This window comes from Streptomyces sp. NPDC057682 (assembly GCF_042799575.1).
Lineage (GTDB): Bacteria > Actinomycetota > Actinomycetes > Streptomycetales > Streptomycetaceae > Streptomyces.
Genome location: NZ_JBHVIN010000020.1, coordinates 23444 through 43256, shown reverse-complemented (window position 1 = coordinate 43256; position 19813 = coordinate 23444). Strand labels below are relative to the sequence as shown.

Here is a 19813-nt window from a genome sequence, read left to right as displayed (position 1 = left end):
CGGCACCGGCCGGCGCGGCACGCCCCGGGTGATCGACGTGCGGAAGCCCCCCAGCGGTTCCCCGTGGAGGGCTTCGTCCCGGTGGCGCGGCGCGCCCGTCTCCCGTCCCCGGGTCAGCCGATCAGGCGTCCGACCAGGTAGACGGCGGGCACGGCCGCGGTCAGCGGCAGCGCCACGCCCGCCGTCATGTGGACGAAGCGGGACGGGTAGTCGTAGCTGGCCACGCGCAGCCCGACGAGCGCGCAGACACCGGCGGCCAGGCCGAGCAGCGCACCGTCGGACCCGCCGAGCCCGGCCAGGGAACCGCCCACCGCGCCCCCGGCCGCCGCGACGACGAGCGCGCCCACGACGGAGGCGGGACCCGGCAGCGGCAGCGCCCGGACGAGCACCGCGGCGGCGACGGCCACGGACCCGGCCGTCACCGCGTCCGGGACGGCCGCGAGGAGCCCGGCGGCCAGCACCGCGAGCGCGGCCGAGGCGAGCGTGGCCATCAGCCCCTGCATCCGCTCGTCGGCGCCCGCGCGGCTGCGCAGCTGAAGCACGACGGTGAGCAGCACCCAGACGCCGAGGGTGCCCAGGATCGCGGCAGGACCGTCGTCCCGGCCGGCGGCGAGCAGCGCCACGTCCGCGACCAGCCCGCCGGCGAAGGCCAGCGCGATGCCCTGGCGGGCGGGCCACATCCCGTTGAGCCGGAACCAGCCCGCCGCGGTGAGCCCCTGGAGCAGCACCAGCGGAACGGCCAGCCCGTACGGCCCGAGGGCCGCGCCGAGCGCCAGCAGCAGCCCGAGCCCGGCGGTGATCGCGGCCGGCTGCGTCCCGGGCGCGATGATCGGCGAACGGCCCTCGGCGCGGGCGCGCTGCGCGTCGGTGATGCGGCTGTTGCCCAGGGTGGTGGGCGCGCTGTAGCCGTCGGCCGCCGACGCGGATGCCGGTGCCGCCGGTGCGGCGGGGGCCGCGGGCACCTCGGGCGGCAGCGGGTAGGAGCCGGAGGGGTGGGCCGGGGCCGCCGGGGGCGCGTAGGAGGGCTGCGCCGCGTCCCCCGCCGGGACGGGCGGCAGATACGCGGTCTCGGCCGCGTCCGGCACGGCCACCGGGGCGAGATACGCCGTCTGCTCCGGGTCGACCGCGGGCACGGGGGCCAGATACGCCGTCTGCTCCGCGTCGGCCGCGGGCACCGGGGCCATGTACGCCGTCTGCTCCGGGTCCGGCACCGGGGCCGCTCCGCCGGGGCCGATCGTCGGCTGGTACTGGGTGTCCCAGGTCTGGCCCTCCCAGGTCTGCGCGACGCCCTGCTCCCCGGACTGCCATCCGTCCCCGGGCTGCGCCTGGGGCGCGTGAGCCGCCCGGGGCGCCCCGTGCGGGTCGTAGCCGCCCTGCGCGCCGTACCCCGGGTCCTGCGGGCCGTGACCGCCGTAGCCCGGGTCGTGGTGGCCGTGAGCGCCGTACGCCTGCCCGGTGTGGGCCTGCCCGGACGGGTACGGCTGCTGCGGGGCGTACGGGTCCTGCGCGTACGGGGCCGGGGCGGGGGCCTGGGCGTACGGGTCCTGCGCGTACGCGTCCGGTGCGTACGGATCCCGGGCGTACGGGTCCTGCGGGTACGGCTGCTGCTGATCGCTGCTCATGTTCTCCGGTTCACCCTCCTGCGAACGGCGGGAGCACCTCGACCGTGCCGCCCTCGGCAAGGCGTACGGTCTCATGGCTCCGGGTCCCGACGGGGTCACCGTCGACGAGGAACGAACACCGTCGCAGCACCTGGCTCAGCTCACCGGGGTGCGCGGCGCGCACCGCGTCGAGCGCTTCCTTGAGCGTCGCGGCGGTGTACGGCTCCTCCGCGGTTCCGGCTGCTGCCTTGGCTGCTGCCCAGTAGCGGATCGTTCCCGCAGGCATGGCGGCGCTCCTCTCCTCGTCTCGCGTCGGCTGTCCATCATGGTTCACCCGCGTCACCGGGCCGTCGCCCAGTCGGAGATGCGGGTGAGCAAGCTCTCGTCCGCCGCGTTCTCCGCGTGGCCCATCCCGGGCTCCAGCCACAGCTCGGCGGCCCCGCCCGCCGCCTCGGCCAGCGTCCTCGGGTGGTCGAGCGGGAAGTACGGGTCCCGGTCGCCGTGCACGATCAGCAGCGGGGCGGGGGCGATGCGCCCGGCGGCCTCGACCGGGGAGAGCGGGACCGGGTCCCAGGGCCTGCGGTCGATCCGGGTGCGGAAGCCGTAGCGCCCGACGAGCCGGCCGGTGGGGCGGGTGACCATCCAGTGGAGCCGGCGCATGGGTGCCGTCCCCCGGTAGAACCAGCGCGCGGGTGCGCTCACGGACACCACCGCGTCGGCGTGCGCCTCCCCGTGCGCTTCCGTGCGCCCCCCGCCCTCCTCGCGTACGCCCGGAGCCGTATACAGCGCCCCGTGCCGCAGCACCACCGAACCGCCCATCGAGAACCCCGCCGTAACGATCCGCCGGTGCCCGAGCGACCGCGCCCAGGCGACCGCCGCCGCCAGATCCAGCACCTCGCGGTCCCCCACCGTGGACCGTCCGCCGGACCCTCCGTGCCCCCGGAAGGAGAACGTCACCACCGCCGCACGCTGGGCGAACACCTCCGCGGCCCGCCGCACGGCGGGGCGGTCGGCCGAACCGGTGAAACCGTGCGCGAGCACGATCGCCGTCCCCGCCCCGGCCGCCCCGTCCGCCGCCGCGGCACCCGCCGTACACGGTTCGTACACCGCCTCGATCCGGACCCCGTCACCCGCCCGCAATGTCGTCCGCAGCGGCCCGCGCGTGATCAAGGGAACAGCGCCACCGTGAATTCGCCCCTCGGACACTGAAGTCATGTGGGCTATTCTGCGGGGAAGAGGATCCGGGCAACGCAGCCCCCGGGTCCTTTTGTGCTTTCCGCATGTTGTTACGGAGACGTTTCGACAAGCTCAGCGTTCCTGAGCGCGGGCCGCACGGGCGAAACCCGTACGACCACCCGTCGTACGGCCGAGCAGGACAACAGCGTACGAAGCAGTGCCGCAGACTCCCCCGGGTCCCACCCGGGAGTGCCCCTCTCGCAGGGAACGAGGAGGACCGACGCAATGGGCGAGCCAACCGTGCACGATCACCGACCGACCGACCGGGCAGGTGGACGGCGATGAGTTCTCTGCTGCTCCTGACCAATGCCCTCCAGCCGTCGACGGAGGTGCTCCCCGCCCTCGGCCTCCTGCTGCACAGCGTGCGGGTCGCCCCCGCCGAGGGCCCCGCTCTCGTCGACACCCCCGGTGCCGACGTCATCCTCGTCGACGGCCGCCGCGACCTGCCCCAGGTCAGGTCGCTCTGCCAGCTCCTGCGGTCCACCGGACCGGGCTGTCCGCTGATCCTCGTGGTCACCGAGGGCGGCCTCGCGGCCGTCACCGCGGACTGGGGCATCGACGACGTCCTGCTCGACACGGCGGGTCCCGCCGAGGTCGAGGCGCGGCTGCGGCTGGCCACCGGCCGCCAGCAGATCACCGCCGACGACTCCCCCATGGAGATCCGCAACGGCGACCTCTCCGTGGACGAGGCCACGTACAGCGCCAAGCTCAAGGGCCGGGTCCTCGATCTGACGTTCAAGGAATTCGAACTGCTCAAGTATCTGGCGCAGCACCCGGGCCGGGTCTTCACCCGCGCCCAGCTGCTCCAGGAGGTCTGGGGCTACGACTACTTCGGCGGCACCCGCACCGTCGACGTCCACGTCCGCCGGCTGCGCGCCAAACTCGGCCCGGAACACGAATCCCTCATCGGCACCGTCCGCAATGTGGGATACCGCTTCGTCGCCCCGGAGAAGGTGGAACGGGCCGCCGAGGAGGCCAAGGCGGGCGCCGCCAAGGGAAGCACCGAAACCCTCACCCGTTCGGAGCAGTCGGAGATGTCCGAAGTCACGGAAGAAGCCCCGGTCCGGCCTGTCAAGAGGTAGTTCCATCCGCGTAGACTGCCGCGCGTGGCCAAGGTGACGCGGGACGATGTGGCGAGACTGGCGGGGACGTCGACCGCGGTCGTCAGCTACGTCATCAACAACGGACCCCGGCCGGTCGCCCCGGCCACGCGCGAGCGGGTGCTCGCCGCGATCAAGGAGCTGGGCTACCGGCCCGACCGGGTCGCCCAGGCCATGGCCTCGCGGCGGACCGACCTCATAGGGATGATCGTGCCGGACGCCCGGCAGCCCTTCTTCGCGGAGATGGCGCACGCGGTCGAACAGGCCGCCGCCGAGCGCGGGAAGATGGTGCTCGTCGGCAACTCCGACTACCGCGACGAGCGCGAGGTCCACTATCTGCGCGCCTTCCTCGGCATGCGGGTCTCCGGCCTGATCCTCGTCAGCCAGGGCCCCAGCGAGCGCGCGGCGGCGGAGATAGAGGCCTGGGACGCCCGGGTCGTGCTGCTGCACGAACGGCCCGAGGCCATCGACGACGTCGCCGTCGTCACCGACGACGTGGGCGGCGCCCAGCTCGCCACCCGCCACCTCCTGGAGCACGGCAACGCCTACGTGGCGTGTCTGGGCGGCATGGAGTCCACCCCGTCCGTCGGCGACCCGGTCGCCGACCACATCGAGGGCTGGCGCCGGGCCATGCACGAATCCGGGCGCTCCACCGAGGGCCGCCTCTTCCAGGCCCCGTACAACCGCTACGACGCCTACCGGGTCGCCCTGGACCTCCTCTCGGGCCCCGACCGGCCGCCGGCCATCTTCTGCGCCACCGACGACCAGGCCATCGGCGTCCTGCGGGCCGCCCGCGAACTGCGCATCGACGTGCCCGGCGAGCTGGCCGTCGCCGGCTTCGACGACGTGAAGGAGGCCGGTCTCACCGATCCACCGCTGACCACGGTCTTCTCCGACCGTCCGGCGATGGCGCGGGCCGCGGTGGACCTGGTCCTCGACGACTCGCTGCGGGTCTCGGGCTCGCGGCGGGAGCGGCTGAAGCAGTTTCCCTCGGCCCTCGTCGTCCGCCGCTCCTGCGGCTGCGGAGAACCCCCGAAGCCGCTCTGAGCCCTCCCGGCGCCCGGTCCCCGTATCGGCCCCCCGCCGGTCTTTATATCGGGCATACGAGGTTCTGCCGGGCTTCTCAGCGCGTGCTCACGCTCCTCTCATCTTGGCCGGACAGGCTCTTGGTCATGACAGAGAGCCAGCGCCCGAGCGGCGAGTACCCGATGTACCCCTCGTACGGCAACGGCGAAGCGGCCTACCCGCCGCCGCCGTCATACCAGCCCGTCCAGCCGGTCGACCTGGGCCACGGCACGACCGTGTGGCCCGGCGACGGCGGCCACGGAGGCGGCGGCTTCCACGGCGCCGCCCCGGCCGCCCCGCACTCCCCCGAACCGGCGCCCTCCCGCCGCCGGGTCCGCCGCCCCGTCGCCCTGCTGACGGCCGTGGCCATCGCCGCGGCGGTCGTCGGCGGCGGCACCGCGACCCTCCTCGGCCGGATCACCGACGACACCGCCACGAGCACCGGCAGCGGGATCATCCCCGGCACCACCGTCTCGCAGAGCAGCAAGGGCACCGTCGCCGGCGTCGCCGCCGCCCTCTCCCCGACCATCGTCGAGATCGGCGCGACCTCCACCTCCGGCCAGTCCACCGGCTCCGGCGTCGTCATCACCGCCGACGGCGAGATCGTCACCAACAACCACGTCATCGCGGGCGCCACCTCCATCGAGGTCACGCTCTCCACCGGCAAGAAGTACACCGCCGACGTCGTCGGCACCGACCCCGACAAGGACCTCGCCCTCATCAGGCTCCAGGGCGCGAGCGGACTGAAGACCGCCACGCTCGGCGACTCCTCCAAGGTCGCGGTCGGCGACCAGGTCGTCGCGATCGGCTCCCCCGAGGGCCTCACCGGCACCGTCACCAGCGGCATCGTCTCCGCGCTCGACCGCGACGTGACCGTCGCCAAGGAGAGCGGCGACGGGAACGGGAACCAGGGCGGCGGCCGGCAGTGGCCCTTCGAGTTCGGCGGACAGCAGTTCAACGGCGACACCGGCGACTCCACCACCACGTACAAGGCCATCCAGACCGACGCCTCGCTCAACCCCGGCAACTCCGGCGGCGCCCTGATCAACATGGACGGCGAGATCATCGGCATCAATTCGGCCATGTACTCGGCCAGTTCCGCCAGTGGCCAGGGCAGCTCCAGCGCGGGCAGTGTCGGCCTGGGCTTCGCCATCCCGGTCAACACCCTCAAGGCCGACCTCGCCGGTCTGCGGTCCGGCGACGGCTCCTGAGCGGGCGGGGCTGAGAAACTGGGACCCGCCCCGCACCGTACGCACCGAGAAGAGGACGAGACAGCGATGAGCCCCGCCGAGGAAGGTCCCCAGCGCATCCTCGTCGTCGACGACGAACCCGCCGTGCGCGAGGCACTTCAGCGCAGCCTCGCCTTCGAGGGGTACGGCACCGAGGTCGCCGTCGACGGTCTCGACGCCCTCGCCAAGGCCGAGTCGTACGCCCCCGACCTCATCGTCCTCGACATCCAGATGCCCCGGATGGACGGCCTGACCGCCGCCCGCCGCATCCGCGCCACGGGCACCACCACCCCCATCCTGATGCTCACCGCCCGCGACACCGTCGGCGACCGCGTCACCGGACTCGACGCGGGCGCCGACGACTACCTCGTCAAACCCTTCGAGCTCGACGAACTCTTCGCCCGCATCCGCGCCCTGCTGCGCCGCAGCTCCTACGCGGCCGCGGCGGGCGCCCCCGTCCCCGACGACCACACCCTCTCCTTCGCCGATCTGCGCATGGACCTCGCCACCCGCGAGGTCACCCGGGGAGAGCGCCGCGTGGAACTCACCCGCACCGAGTTCACCCTCCTGGAGATGTTCCTCGCCCACCCGCGCCAGGTCCTCACCCGCGAACAGATCCTCAAGGCCGTCTGGGGCTTCGACTTCGAGCCCAGCTCCAACTCGCTCGACGTGTACGTGATGTACCTGCGCCGCAAGACCGAGGCCGGCGGCGAACCCCGCCTCGTCCACACCGTGCGGGGCGTCGGCTACGCCCTGCGCTCCGGCGGGGCCGAGGGATGACCGGCCCCCTGCGCCGCATCCGCGCCCTGCCGCTCCGCTCCCGCCTCGCCCTCCTCATCGCCACCGCCGTGGCGGTCGCGGTCGCGGCGGTGGCGGCGGCGTGCTGGTTCGTGACGCGGGAGCAGTTGCAGAACCAGCTCGACTCGACCCTGCGCGGCTCCAATGTGGACGCCCGCTATCTGACCAACCTGTACGACTACTGCCGCGGCGCCGATCAGGTCCCGCTTCCCCGGCCCTACTCCGGGCTCACCGTCCAGCTCATCGACGCCCAGGGCACGGTCTGCCTCGCGCCCGGCTCCTCCAAGCTCCCCGTCAGCGACGCGGACCTCGCCGTGGTCACCCACGACCGCCCCGACGCCCTGCGCACCGCGAAGGACGCGGACGGCGTCGAGATGCGCGTCTACACCGCCCCCGTGAAGGGCCCCATCGACCTCGCCGTCTCCCTCGGCCGCCCCCTCAGCGAGATCGACAAACCCCTCACCACCCTCGCCTGGGTACTCCTCCTCGTCTCCGGCATCGGCGTCCTCGGCGCCGGCGCCGCCGGGCTCTGGGTCGCCCGCTCCGGACTGCGCCCCGTCGACGAGCTGACCGAGGCCGTCGAGCACGTCGCCCGGACCGAGGACCTGACCGTCCGCATCCCCGTCGACGGCGAGGACGAGATCGCGCGCCTCTCGCGCTCGTTCAACTCACTGACGTCCTCCCTCGCCACCTCCCGCGACCGGCAGGCCCAGCTCATCGCCGACGCCGGCCACGAACTGCGCACCCCGCTCACCTCGCTGCGCACCAACATCGAACTCCTCGCCCGCAGCGACGAGACCGGCCGGGCGATCCCGCCGGACGACCGCAAGGCCCTGATGGCCTCCGTGAAGGCCCAGATGACCGAGCTGGCCTCGCTCATCGGCGACCTCCAGGAACTGGCCCGCCCCGACGCCGCCAAGACCGGCCCCCTCCAGGTGGTCGCCCTGCACGACATCACCCGCACCGCCCTGCAACGCGCCCGGCTCCGCGGCCCCGAGCTGACGATCACGGCCGAGCTGGCCCCCTGGTACGTCCGCGCCGAGCCCGCCGCGCTGGAACGGGCGATCGTCAACGTCCTCGACAACGCCGTGAAGTTCAGCCCGCCGCGCGGCACCGTCACCGTCGTCCTGCACCGCGGCGAACTGACCGTCCGCGACCAGGGTCCCGGCATCCCCGCCGACGAACTCCCCCACGTCTTCGAACGCTTCTGGCGCTCCCCGTCCGCCCGCCAGCTCCCCGGCTCAGGCCTCGGCCTGTCCATCGTCGCCCGCACCGTCCGGCAGGCCGGCGGCGAGGTCACCCTCCTCCCGGCCGAAGGCGGCGGCACGACAGCCACCCTCCGGCTCCCAGGAGCGCCCCAGCCACCCCCGGAGACCCCCGGGGAATGACACACGGAGACGCGGTACGACACGGGTCCGCCGACCCATCTCGTACCGCGCCACCGGAGCGGCACCCCGGAAGGAGGGCACCGTCCGCCGAGGACACTAGGCCGCTCCGGAGCGGCGGGATGTGCCGGACGTGCAGGGGTGTGTGCCGGATGTGCAGGGGCTGGCGGAGCCGGGAAACGACGGATGCGCGGGCGGGGCCTTCGCCCCCGCCCGCGCATCGCGGTCGGTCTGGTGGTTCCGTCCTACTGGATGACGGTGATCCGGTCCGCGGCCGGCGGGGCCAGCGGGGCGGCGGCCGTGGAGTGGGCCGCCAGGTAGGCGTTGAACAGGTCCAGGTCCGAGGCGCCCACGAGCTTGTTGGTGCCCTGGCCGAGGGCCGCGAAGCCGTCGCCGCCGCCCGCCAGGAACTCGTTCATGGCGACGCGGTAGGTCTTGGCCGGGTCGATCGCCTCACCGTTCAGACGGATCGTGTCCGTCACCACACGGGCGGCGCCCGACTTCGTCATGTCCAGGGTGTAGGTGAGCCCCTTCGACACCTGGAGGATCTTCGGGCTGGCCTCGTTCGACCCGCTGACCTGCTGCTGGAGCGCGGAGACCAGCTGGGCGCCGGTCAGGTCGACGACGTTCATCATGTTGGTGAACGGCTGCACGGTGAACGCCTCGCCGTAGGTGACGACGCCGTCCCCCTCGGCGCCGGTCGCCTTGTACACGAGGTCCGCGCGGATGCCGCCCGGGTTCATGAAGGCGACGACCGCCCCGCCCTTGTCGGCCGGGGCCAGACCCTCCAGCTGGGCGTCGGCGATCAGATCGCCGAGCGGCTTCTCCGGCGCGGTGGAGCCGCGGCCGTTGATGTCCGCCGAGATGTAGCCCTGCGGACGGTTGGCGATCGGGGCCGCCAGGGTGTTCCAGCGCGCGATCAGGGCCGTCATGTCGGAGGCCGGGGCCTGGTCGCGGGTCACGATGTGGTTGGCCGAGACCGGGTTCGAGGGCGCCGGGTGGTGGCCGCGCCCGGCCCCCTTCACCGCGGTGCGCACGATGTCCTTGGTGCGGCGGTCGTACGTCAGCGTCGTGTCCGTGTACAGCTTGCCGAACGAGGACGCCGAGGTGACCAGGCGCGGGTTGCCCGCCGGGTCCGGGATCGTGCAGACGTACGCCTGGTGCGTGTGGCCGGTGACCAGCGCGTCCACCTTCGGCGTGATGCCCTTGGCGATCTCGGTGATCGGCCCGGAGATCCCGTCACCGGCCCCCGGGCTGTCGCAGTCGTAGTCGTACGCGGACGACGCCGGGGCGCCGCCCTCGTGGATCAGTGCGACGATCGACTTCACGCCCTGGCGGTCCAGCTCCTTGGCGTACTTGTTGATCGTCTCGACCTCGTCGTGGAACTTCAGGCCCTTGACGCCGTTGGCCGTCACGATGTTCGGCGTGCCCTCCAGGGTCACCCCGATGAAGCCGATCTTGATGCCGTCCTTCTTCCAGACCGTGTACGGCCGGAGGATCGGCTTGCCCGACTTCTCGTCCGTCACATTGGCCGCGAGGTACGGGAAGTCGGCGCCCTGGAACTTCTTGCCCTGCTCGTAGCAGCCCTCGACCGGGTGGCAGCCGCCGTTCTGAAGGCGGCCCAGCTCCGTGGCGCCCTCGTCGAACTCGTGGTTGCCGACGCTCGTCACATCGAGGTCGATCTTGTTCAGGGCCTCGATGGTCGGCTCGTCGTGGAAGAGCCCCGACAGCAGCGGGCTCGCACCGACCATGTCGCCGCCCGCGGCGGTGATGGAGTACGGGTGCCCCTTGCGCGCGGCGCGCAGCGAGGAGGCCAGGTACTCGACGCCGCCGGCCGGAACGGCCTTCGTCGTGCCGTCGGCCTGCGTCTCGGTGACCGTGCCGGCCGAGCCGGCGGGCGGCTCCAGGTTTCCGTGCAGGTCGTTGAAGGACAGCAGCTGCACGTCCACGGTGCCGGGAGCGTGGTGCCCCCCTTGGCCCTTGCCGTGTCCTTCGGCGCTCGCCGGCATCGCGGCGACCAGCGCACCGACGGTGGCCAGCCCGGCCGCGGCGGCGAGCACCCGCCGGGACGCGCGGTTCTTCTGAGGTGTCGCTGACATCGGACCCCTTGTGAGTTCAGCGGGTGGTGTGACGATCGAGCCACGTCTGAAACTGGATACTGCGTGCGCAGCCTAGGGTCAACGCGCGTAGCGCGACAGATGTTTGGGGTTACGAACTGGTTGCCGCACGATCGGAACGGGGCCATTCGCCCAAATGGGGCCGGGACGCTTCGGGGTGGGCCGGTGCGCCGTTGTCCGGTGGGTGGGGGCGGGGTCCCTCCGGGGTGACTCCTCAGAAATGGCGTGTTCACCCGGGTACGAGGAGTGGGCCGGGTCGTACGCCATTTCCTGCGGGGACACCCCTGCACGCCCCCACCCGGGCCGGTTCCGCGTCCTCACGCCGGTGAATCACGCTGTCGCAGACGCACGACGGCCGGGTTCGGGGGCGTGCAGGGGCGTCCCCGCAGAACGACGAACACAGACCGGGGTACGTGTACGAGGTGCCCGCACGTTCGTCGTTCGAGGAGTCGCCCCGGAGGGACCCCGGACCCCCACCCACCGGACAAAGGCGCCCCGCGGGGAACCCGCACAAACCAGCCCGTCGAGGGGGTCCCCCCATGCCTTTAAGGCTATGGGGGAGATTGAGGACGGAACCCCGAACACGGAGCACCCCGCACCAACCTCGCCGCCCCCCGCCCAAGGGGCCCGTACGCTCGTACCCATGACGACTGACGTACCCCTCCCCGCCCCCGGACGCGAGATCCAGACCCTGGACACCCTCACCCCCGACCAGGCGGAAGCCGTCACCGGGCTCCTCGCCGAGGCCGCGCGCTCCGACGGCCGGCAGGCCGTGTCCGAGCAGGGGCGGCTCCAGCTGCGGGGCGGACACCGGGACGGCGTCCGGCACTTCCTGCTGACGGCCGGCGGCACACTCGTCGGGTACGCGCAACTGGAGGACACCGACCCCGTCGAGGCCCCGGCCGCCGAGCTGGTCGTGCACCCGGCCCACCGGGGCCACGGCCACGGACGGGCCCTCGGCGCCGCGCTGCTGGCCGCGACCGGCAAGCGGCTGCGCGTCTGGGCACACGGCGGAAAGGCCGCCGCCCGCCATCTGGCCCAGGTCCTCGGGCTCTCGCTCTTCCGCGAACTGCGCCAGCTCCGCAGACCGTTGAGCCCCCTGAACATCGCCGAACCGGTCCTGCCGCCGGGCGTCACCGTCCGCACCTTCGTCCCCGGCCAGGACGACGCCGCCTGGCTCGCCGTGAACAGCGCCGCCTTCGCCCACCACCCCGAACAGGGCGCCCTGCGCCAGCGCGACCTCGACGACCGCAAGGCCGAACCGTGGTTCGACCCCAAGGGCTTCTTCCTCGCCGAACGGACCGGCGAGGACGGCACCACGGAACTGATCGGCTTCCACTGGACGAAGGTGCACGCCGAGGAGCAGCTGGGCGAGGTGTACGTGGTCGGCATCCGGCCCGACGCCCAGGGCGGCGGCCTCGGCAAGGCGCTCACCGCGATCGGGCTGCGCCACCTCGCCTCGGAGGGCCTGCCCACCGCGATGCTCTACGTCGACGCGGACAACACGGCCGCCGTGACGGTCTACGAGCGGATGGGCTTCACCACCCACGAGGTCGACCTGATGTACCGCACGGAGTCCTGAGACGGCGGCACGGGACGCCCCGGGACTCGTACGGGGTCCCGGGGACCGTGCACACGTCCCTCCGGGGCCCCGGCCCCGGGCGGAGCCGCCACACACGGCCACTCACCGCTTCCTGCATGTCATGTCGCCGTTACCGGGCATTCAGACGCCCTTGCGACCCTCTCAGGATGCAGCCAGCCCTGCCGACCCCCCGCAACGGGAAGAATCCCGGCCCGCGACGCACTCCGCGCGCGGTTCCCGTGATCTCCGCCCCCTCCGACGCGCCTCCGGAGCCCTCCGCGCGGAAGAATGGGCCCATGAGCCAGCAGCCCAGCTCCGAGGTCCCGGTCCAGCCCGCCGCCCAGCCGTCGGTCGGCTCCCTCGCCGCCCACCGCCCGCATGCCGTCGCCGGCCAGGCGTCGCGGCCGGGCGCGCTGTCCACCGCCGCCGATCTGGATCCGGACATCGACGCGGACGCGGACGCGTACGAGCCGGGTACGGACGGGGACGAGCTGCCCCAGGGGCGCTTCCTGGACCGGGAGCGCAGTTGGCTCGCGTTCAACGAACGGGTTCTGGAGCTGGCCGAGGACCCGTCGACCCCGCTCCTCGAACGGGCTAATTTCCTCGCCATCTTCGCCTCGAACCTGGACGAGTTCTTCATGGTCCGGGTGGCCGGGCTCAAGCGCCGTATCGCGACCGGGGTCGCCACCCGCTCCGCCTCCGGGCTCCAGCCCCGCGAGGTCCTGGACCTGATCTGGACCCGCTCGCGGGAGCTCATGGCCCGGCACGCGGCCTGCTACCAGCAGGACGTCGCGCCCGCCCTGTCCGACGAGGGCATCCAGCTGATCCGCTGGCCGGAGCTGACGGAGAAGGAGCAGGCCCGGCTGTTCACCTTCTTCCGCCAGCGGGTCTTCCCCGTGCTGACCCCGCTCGCGGTGGACCCCGCGCACCCCTTCCCGTACATCTCCGGCCTCTCGCTGAACCTCGCCGTCGTCGTCCGCAACCCGGTCAGCGGCCACCGCCACTTCGCCCGGGTCAAGGTGCCGCCGCTGCTGACCCGCTTCCTGGAGGCCTCGCCGCAGCGGTACGTGCCCATAGAGGACGTCATCGCCGCGCATCTGGAGGAGCTGTTCCCGGGGATGGAGGTGCTGGCGCACCACATGTTCCGGGTGACCCGGAACGAGGACCTGGAGGTCGAGGAGGACGACGCGGAGAACCTGCTCCAGGCCCTGGAGAAGGAGCTCATGCGGCGCCGCTTCGGCCCGCCGGTCCGGCTGGAGGTCGAGGAGTCCATCGACCCGTACGTACTGGACCTGCTGGTACGCGAGCTGAAGGTCTCCGACGCCGAGGTCTACCCGCTGCCCGGTCCGCTCGATCTGACCGGGCTGTTCGGCATAGCCTCGCTCGACCGGCCCGAGCTGAAGTACCCCAAGTTCGTGGCCGGCACCCACCGCGACCTCTCCGAGGTGGAGTCCGCCTCCGCACCCGACATCTTCGCCGCCCTGCGCGAGCGCGACGTGCTGCTGCACCACCCGTACGACTCCTTCTCGACGTCCGTCCAGGCCTTCCTGGAGCAGGCGGCGGCCGATCCGGACGTGCTGGCGATCAAGCAGACGCTGTACCGGACCTCGGGCGACTCCCCGATAGTGGACGCCCTCATCGACGCCGCCGAGTCCGGCAAGCAGGTCCTCGTACTCGTCGAGATCAAGGCCCGCTTCGACGAGCAGGCCAACATCAAGTGGGCGCGGAAGCTGGAGGAGGCGGGCTGCCACGTCGTCTACGGCCTCGTCGGGCTGAAGACGCACTGCAAGCTCTCCCTCGTCGTCCGCCAGGAGGGCGACACCCTGCGCCGCTACTCGCACGTCGGCACCGGCAACTACCACCCCAAGACCGCCCGGCTCTACGAGGACCTCGGCCTGCTCACCGCCGACCCGCAGGTCGGGGCGGACCTCTCGGACCTGTTCAACCGGCTCTCCGGCTACTCCCGCCGCGAGACCTACCGCCGGCTGCTGGTGGCCCCCAAGTCGCTGCGCGACGGGCTGATCGTCCGGATCAACAAGGAGATCGCCCACCAGCGGGCCGGCCGCCCCGCCTACGTCCGCATCAAGGTCAACTCGATGGTCGACGAGGCCGTCATCGACGCCTGCTACCGGGCCGCGCAGGCCGGTGTCCCCGTCGACATCTGGGTCCGCGGCATCTGCGCGATCCGCCCCGGCGTCACCGGCCTCTCGGAGAACGTCCGGGTCCGCTCGATACTGGGCCGCTTCCTCGAACACTCCCGGGTCTTCTCGTTCGGCAACGGCGGCGAACCCGAAGTCTGGTTCGGCAGCGCCGACATGATGCACCGCAATCTCGACCGCCGCATCGAGGCCCTGGTCCGGGTCACCGACCCCGCGCACCGGGCCGCGCTCAGCCGGCTCCTGGAGACCGGCATGGCCGACACGACCTCCTCCTGGCACCTGGGCCCCGACGGGGACTGGACCCGGCACGCCACGGACGCGGAGGGCCGGCCGCTGCGGCACGTACAGGAAATGCTCATTGACGCCCGGAGGCGCCGGCGTGCGACGCCCTGACCACCAGACACAGGCGGACGTGACCGCGGGGGCGGTGCTCGCACCGTATCTGCGGGACCGGGCCGCGGACTTCCTGCGCAGCCTGCGTCTGCACCGCGAGAACAGCGCACCCACCGACGCCGGCCCCCGGGCCGCCGAGGAGGCCGCCTGGGCGCTGCGCCGCTCGGCCCGCCGCATCGGGGGGACGCTCCACACGTTCCGCTCCGCGCTCGACCCGCTCTGGGCCGAGCACCTGCGCACCGAACTGGCCTGGCTGTCCGGCACCCTGGCCCGCGAGCACGCCTACGCGGACCGGCTGACCCGGCTCCTTGACGCCCTGCACGGGCTCCCGGGCGCCGCCCTGCCCGCCGCCCGCACCGAAACGGGCACGGCACCGGCGTCCCCGACATCCGCCACGGCCACGGTGGCCGCGGGCCCCGCCGCCACCACCGCCACGGCCGCCACGGCCACCACTTCCACCACCGCCACGGCCGCCGCGGAGAAGGAACGCGCCGTCCTCGGCGTCGGCGCCGCCCGCGCCGGAGCACTGCTCGACCGCCAGCTCACCCTGGCCCGGACCCGCGCCCACTCCGCCGCGCTCCAGGCCCTCGGCTCCTCCCGCTTCCACGCGGTCGCCGACGCGGTCGCCCTCCTCGCCTCCGAGGTGCCGCTGTCCGCCGCGGCCGCCCGGCCGGCCGGCGACCTGCTCGGCGATCCGGCCGGCCGGGCCGAACAGCGGCTGCTCGGCGCCGTCGCCGCGCTGCCCCCGGACGAGACGGCCGAGCCGTACAACGACGCGCACGACGCGCCCTGGCACCAGACCCGGCTGCTGCTGCGTCTGCACCGGTACGCCCACGAGGTGCTGCGCGGCGCCCCCGATCCGGTCCTGGCCGGCCCCGGGCGCGCCCTCGACCGCCACCGGGACGCCGCCGAGGCCGCCGCCGCCGCTGCCGCCGCGGCCCGCACCCCGCGCATCGCCCCGACGACCGCGTACGCCCTGGGGGTGCTCCACGCCGACCAGCGCCACGAGGTGGAGGCGGCCCGCGCCCTCTTCCGGCAGTGCTGGCCCTACGCCACGGCCGCGGCGGTCCGGCCGTGAGCGGCGCCCCGGACGGCACCGTGCGCGCGGCGGGATGCGTCCTGTGGCGCCGGTCGACGGCGCCGCGCGGCGGGGTGGAGCTGTGCCTCGTGCACCGGCCGCGCTACGACGACTGGTCGTTCCCCAAGGGGAAGCTGAAGCGCGGCGAGTCCCCGCGCGAGGCGGCGCTGCGCGAGGTGCTGGAGGAGACCGGGCACCGCTGCGTACCCGGCCCGCTGCTCCCCGCGGTGCGGTACGTCGTGAACGGCCGCCCCAAGGAGGTCACGTACTGGTCGGCCGAGGCCACGGCGGGCGCGTTCGTCCCGAACCGCGAGGTGGACGACGTGCGCTGGCTGACGCCCCCTGCCGCCCGTGCCCGGCTGACCCAGGACCGCGACCGCGCGCTCCTCGACGCGGCGCTGGACACCCTGCCGGCCTCGTAGCCCTCGTAGCCCTCGTAGCCCTCGTAGAGCAGCACCCGCGCGCACCCCCTCCGGCCCCGTAACCGGCACCCGTCCGGGGCTGGAGGCGTGCTGCCCGTACCCGGAACCGGGCCGCCCGACACGGTTCACCTCCCGTTCACTCACCCCCGCAAGCCGATTCACCTGATCTGCCTAATTTCGGCTGTGCACGGTGCGAGGCACTCACCGCACCGTCCACGACTTCCGCACCACCCACCACCTCGCACGCCGTCGTAGCGACCACACCACCTCGGCGGCTTCTGGAAGGAACACCCGAAAGTGAAGCTTCAGCGCAAGAACCGGCTTCGTGCCACCGCGCTCGGTGCCCTCGCCGTCTCCGGCGCCCTGGTCCTCACGGCGTGCGGTTCGGACGACAACAGCAGCAACGACACCACCGGCGGCAAGCAGACGAAGGCCGCCTCGAACGTCAAGTGCGACGGGGCCAAGGGGCAGCTGCGCGCCTCCGGCTCCAGCGCGCAGAAGAACGCCATGGACCTCTGGGTCAAGGAGTACATGGCCGCCTGCTCCGGCGTGGAGATCAACTACAACTCCTCCTCGTCCGGCGAGGGCATCGTCGCCTTCAACCAGGGCACGGTCGGCTTCGCCGGCTCCGACTCGGCGCTGAAGCCCGAGGAGGTCGCCGACTCCAAGAAGATCTGCAAGAGCGGCCAGGGCATCAACCTCCCGATGGTCGGCGGCCCGATCGCGATCGGCTACCACCTGGAAGGCGTCGACAGCCTGACGCTGGACGCCCCCACCCTCGCCAAGATCTTCGACACGAAGATCAAGAAGTGGAACGACGAGGCCATCGCCAAGCTCAACCCGGGCGTCAAGCTCCCGGACAAGGCGATCCAGGCCTTCCACCGCTCCGAGGACTCCGGCACCACGCAGAACCTCGGCAAGTACCTCGGCGCCGCGGCCCCGTCCGACTGGAAGTACGAGGCGGAGAAGAAGTGGCCCGCCCCCGGCGGCCAGGGCGCGACCTCCTCCTCCGGTGTCGCCACCCAGGTCAAGCAGGTCGACGGCGCGATCGGCTACTTCGAGCTCTCCTACGCCGCCTCGCAGCAGATCACCACGGTCGACATCAACACCGGCGGCTCCGCCCCGGTGAAGGCCTCCTCCGAGAACGCCTCCAAGGCCATCGCCGCCGCCAAGGTCAAGGGCACCGGCAAGGACCTGGCGCTCGACCTCGACTACACCACCAAGGCCGAGGGCGCGTACCCGCTGGTCCTGGTCACCTACGAGGTCGTCTGCGACACCGGCAACAAGGCCGACACCCTCGGCACCGTGAAGTCCTTCCTCACCTACACCGCCTCCGAGGACGGCCAGAAGCTCCTCACCGAGGCCGGCTACGCCCCGATCCCCGAGGCCATCAACGCCAAGGTCCGCGAGACCGTCGCCGGTCTCTCGTAACACCCGCTCCACCCGGGCTCCTCGGGCGGCCGGTCCGGCGCACCCCTCCGGACCGGCCCGCCCCCCACCCCCATCCGGTGCACCGCCGCCAGGGGCGCCGTCCGCGGCTCCCCCACACAGACCGGAAAGACCATGGCTTCCACCACACAGACAGACATCCCACCGGCCCGGCCGGGCGGACACTCCCGCCCCGGGAACACCGGCCGGCTCGGGGACACGATCTTCCTGGGCCTCTCCCGGGGCTCCGGCATCCTGCTGCTCGTGATCATGGCGTCGATCGCCGCCTTCCTCACGTACCGCGCGGCGATCGCGATATCCGGGGACGAGGGCAACTTCCTCACAACGTTCGACTGGAACCCGGCCGGTGACCCGCCCGTCTTCGGCATCGCGGTCCTGCTCTTCGGCACCGTGATCAGCTCGGTCATCGCGATGGCCATCGCGGTCCCGGTCGCGGTCGGCATCGCCCTGTTCATCTCGCACTACGCGCCGCGCAAGCTGGCCGGCCCGATCGCGTACGTCATCGATCTGCTCGCCGCGGTGCCCAGCATCGTCTACGGCATCTGGGGCGCACTCGTCCTCGTGCCGTATCTGGAGGGCCTGAACCTCTGGCTCGGCCAGTTCTTCGGGTGGACGTACGTCTTCGAGAAGACCGAGGTCGGCGTCGCCCGTTCGCTGTTCACCGTGGGCATCCTGCTGGCCATCATGATCCTGCCGATCGTGACGAGCGTCAGCCGCGAGGTCTTCCTCCAGGTCCCGCGCATGAACGAGGAGGCCGCGCTGGCGCTCGGCGCCACCCGCTGGGAGGTCATCCGCCTCTCCGTGCTGCCCTTCGGCCGCTCCGGCGTGATCTCCGCCTCGATGCTGGGACTCGGCCGCGCGCTCGGCGAGACGATGGCCGTCGCCACGGTCCTGTCGCCGAACTTCCTGATCTCGCTGCATGTGCTCAACCCGGGCGGCGGCACGTTCGCCCAGAACATCGCCGCGAAGTTCGGCGAGGCCGACGCGTTCGGGCGGGACGCCCTGATCGCCTCCGGCCTGGTCCTCTTCGTCCTCACCCTGCTGGTCAACGGCGCGGCGCGGCTCATCATCGCCCGCCGCAAGGAGTATTCGGGGGCCAACGCATGAGCCACGCACCCACGAGCGTCCAGGAACGTCCGACGCCCGCACCCACCGCCCCCGCGGGCAGCCTCAGCAGCCGCACGCTCCCCCGCCTGGCACCGCTCGGCTTCGCCGCCGCGGGCATCGTCCTCGGCGTCGGCCTCGCCGTGGTGGCGGGCTGGCACAGCCGCGTCCAGTGGGGCCTGCTCTCCGCGCTGTTCTTCCTGGTGATCTCGTACGTCACCACCAGCGTCGTCGAGAACCGCCGGCAGGCCAAGGACCGCCTGGCGACCAGCCTGGTCTGGGTCTGCTTCCTGCTCGCCGTCGTCCCGCTGGCCTCCCTGCTGTGGACGACGATCAGCCGCGGCTCCGAACGCCTGGACGGCTACTTCCTGACCCACTCGATGGCCGGCGTCCTCGGGCCCGAGGCCAGCGGCGGTGTCTACCACGCGCTGATCGGCACCCTGGAGCAGGTCGGCATCGCCACCGTGATCTCCGCCCCGATCGGACTGCTGACCGCGGTGTACCTGGTGGAGTACGGCAAGGGCGCGCTGGCCCGGTCCGTCACCTTCTTCGTCGACGTGATGACCGGCATCCCGTCCATCGTGGCCGGCCTCTTCATCCTCTCGATCATGCTGATCGCGGGTCTGGAGCCGAGCGGCCTGATGGGCTCGCTGGCCCTGTCGATCCTGATGATCCCGGTCGTGGTCCGCTCCACCGAGGAGATGCTCAAGCTCGTCCCGAACGAGCTCCGCGAGGCCTCCCTCGCCCTCGGTGTCCCGAAGTGGCGCACCATCCTCAAGGTGGTCCTGCCGACCGCGATCGGCGGCATCGCCACCGGCGTCATGCTCGCCATCGCCCGTATCGCCGGTGAGACCGCCCCGATCATCCTGCTGGTCTTCGGCAGTCAGCTGATCAACACGAACCCCTTCGAAGGCGCCCAGTCGTCACTGCCGTTCTACATCTACGAGCAGTACAAGATCGGTGAGACCGCGTCCTACGACCGCGCCTGGGCGGCGGCCCTGGTCCTGATCGCCTTCGTCATGATCCTCAATCTGGTGGCCCGCGGCATCGCCCGCTGGAAGGCCCCGAAGACCGGCCGCTGAGGCCACGGAAAGC

At 72.5% G+C, this 19813-nt stretch carries 16 protein-coding genes; 12 read left to right on the top strand and 4 right to left on the bottom strand.

Annotated features, from left to right (window positions below):
- Positions 1-113: 113 nt before the first annotated feature.
- From ACFVDM_RS31010 to ACFVDM_RS31000, 3 genes are all read right to left on the bottom strand, one after another.
- The gene (locus ACFVDM_RS31010) at positions 114-1211 is read right to left on the bottom strand and encodes a hypothetical protein (protein WP_383648440.1); all 1098 of its coding nucleotides are present in this window, start codon (positions 1209-1211) and stop codon (positions 114-116) included.
- 421 nt (positions 1212-1632) lie between these two features.
- Positions 1633-1887: a MoaD/ThiS family protein gene (locus tag ACFVDM_RS31005; protein ID WP_383648130.1), complete on the bottom strand. Its 255-nt coding sequence runs from the start codon at positions 1885-1887 to the stop codon at positions 1633-1635.
- 53 nt (positions 1888-1940) lie between these two features.
- The gene (locus ACFVDM_RS31000; protein WP_383648127.1) at positions 1941-2816 is read right to left on the bottom strand and encodes an alpha/beta hydrolase family protein; all 876 of its coding nucleotides are present in this window, start codon (positions 2814-2816) and stop codon (positions 1941-1943) included.
- A gap of 302 nt (positions 2817-3118) precedes the next feature.
- Between ACFVDM_RS31000 and ACFVDM_RS30995 the strand changes: the two genes are divergently transcribed.
- The 5 genes from ACFVDM_RS30995 (at position 3119) to ACFVDM_RS30975 (ending at position 8417) form a co-directional block, all read left to right on the top strand.
- Entirely contained in the window at positions 3119-3919 is an 801-nt protein-coding gene (locus ACFVDM_RS30995) for a response regulator transcription factor (protein ID WP_383648124.1), read from the top strand.
- Positions 3920-3943: 24 nt separating this feature from the next.
- On the top strand, positions 3944-4984 hold the full coding sequence (locus ACFVDM_RS30990; RefSeq protein ID WP_383648119.1) for a LacI family DNA-binding transcriptional regulator: 1041 nt from the start codon (positions 3944-3946) through the stop codon (positions 4982-4984).
- 125 nt (positions 4985-5109) lie between these two features.
- Positions 5110-6213, top strand: coding sequence for a S1C family serine protease (locus ACFVDM_RS30985; protein ID WP_383648114.1), 1104 nt, complete (start codon positions 5110-5112; stop codon positions 6211-6213).
- Between the two features lie 66 nt (positions 6214-6279).
- Positions 6280-7011, top strand: a complete 732-nt coding sequence (locus tag ACFVDM_RS30980) for a response regulator transcription factor (protein WP_383648110.1) — start codon at positions 6280-6282, stop codon at positions 7009-7011.
- Positions 7008-8417 carry a sensor histidine kinase gene (locus tag ACFVDM_RS30975; RefSeq protein ID WP_383648105.1) on the top strand — a complete coding sequence of 470 codons (1410 nt, stop codon included), beginning with the start codon at positions 7008-7010 and terminating at the stop codon, positions 8415-8417. Before ACFVDM_RS30980 ends, ACFVDM_RS30975 begins: the two co-directional genes overlap by 4 nt.
- A 242-nt stretch (positions 8418-8659) precedes the next feature.
- Here the strand turns inward: ACFVDM_RS30975 and ACFVDM_RS30970 are convergent, their stop codons facing one another.
- A complete protein-coding gene (locus tag ACFVDM_RS30970; RefSeq protein ID WP_383648102.1) occupies positions 8660-10513 on the bottom strand; it encodes a bifunctional metallophosphatase/5'-nucleotidase in 1854 nt (617 codons plus the stop codon).
- A gap of 661 nt (positions 10514-11174) precedes the next feature.
- On the opposite strand from ACFVDM_RS30970, the gene mshD reads away from it, so the two are divergent.
- The 7 genes from mshD to pstA all read left to right on the top strand — a co-directional run bounded on the left by mshD (position 11175) and on the right by pstA (position 19800).
- The gene (mshD, locus tag ACFVDM_RS30965; RefSeq protein ID WP_383648098.1) at positions 11175-12113 is read left to right on the top strand and encodes a mycothiol synthase; all 939 of its coding nucleotides are present in this window, start codon (positions 11175-11177) and stop codon (positions 12111-12113) included.
- 296 nt (positions 12114-12409) lie between these two features.
- Entirely contained in the window at positions 12410-14665 is a 2256-nt protein-coding gene (locus ACFVDM_RS30960; RefSeq protein WP_383648096.1) for an RNA degradosome polyphosphate kinase, read from the top strand.
- Entirely contained in the window at positions 14652-15743 is a 1092-nt protein-coding gene (locus tag ACFVDM_RS30955; RefSeq protein WP_383648094.1) for a CHAD domain-containing protein, read from the top strand. Before ACFVDM_RS30960 ends, ACFVDM_RS30955 begins: the two co-directional genes overlap by 14 nt.
- On the top strand, positions 15740-16165 hold the full coding sequence (locus ACFVDM_RS30950; protein ID WP_383648092.1) for an NUDIX hydrolase: 426 nt from the start codon (positions 15740-15742) through the stop codon (positions 16163-16165). The genes ACFVDM_RS30955 and ACFVDM_RS30950 overlap by 4 nt, the downstream gene beginning before the upstream one ends.
- Before the next feature lie 297 nt (positions 16166-16462).
- Positions 16463-17596 (top strand): phosphate ABC transporter substrate-binding protein PstS, encoded by a 1134-nt coding sequence (gene pstS / locus ACFVDM_RS30945; protein ID WP_383648090.1) that lies wholly within the window; start codon positions 16463-16465, stop codon positions 17594-17596.
- A gap of 132 nt (positions 17597-17728) precedes the next feature.
- The gene (gene pstC / locus ACFVDM_RS30940) at positions 17729-18721 is read left to right on the top strand and encodes a phosphate ABC transporter permease subunit PstC (protein ID WP_383648088.1); all 993 of its coding nucleotides are present in this window, start codon (positions 17729-17731) and stop codon (positions 18719-18721) included.
- A complete protein-coding gene (gene pstA, locus ACFVDM_RS30935) occupies positions 18718-19800 on the top strand; it encodes a phosphate ABC transporter permease PstA (protein ID WP_383648086.1) in 1083 nt (360 codons plus the stop codon). Before pstC ends, pstA begins: the two co-directional genes overlap by 4 nt.
- Positions 19801-19813 lie beyond the last annotated feature (13 nt).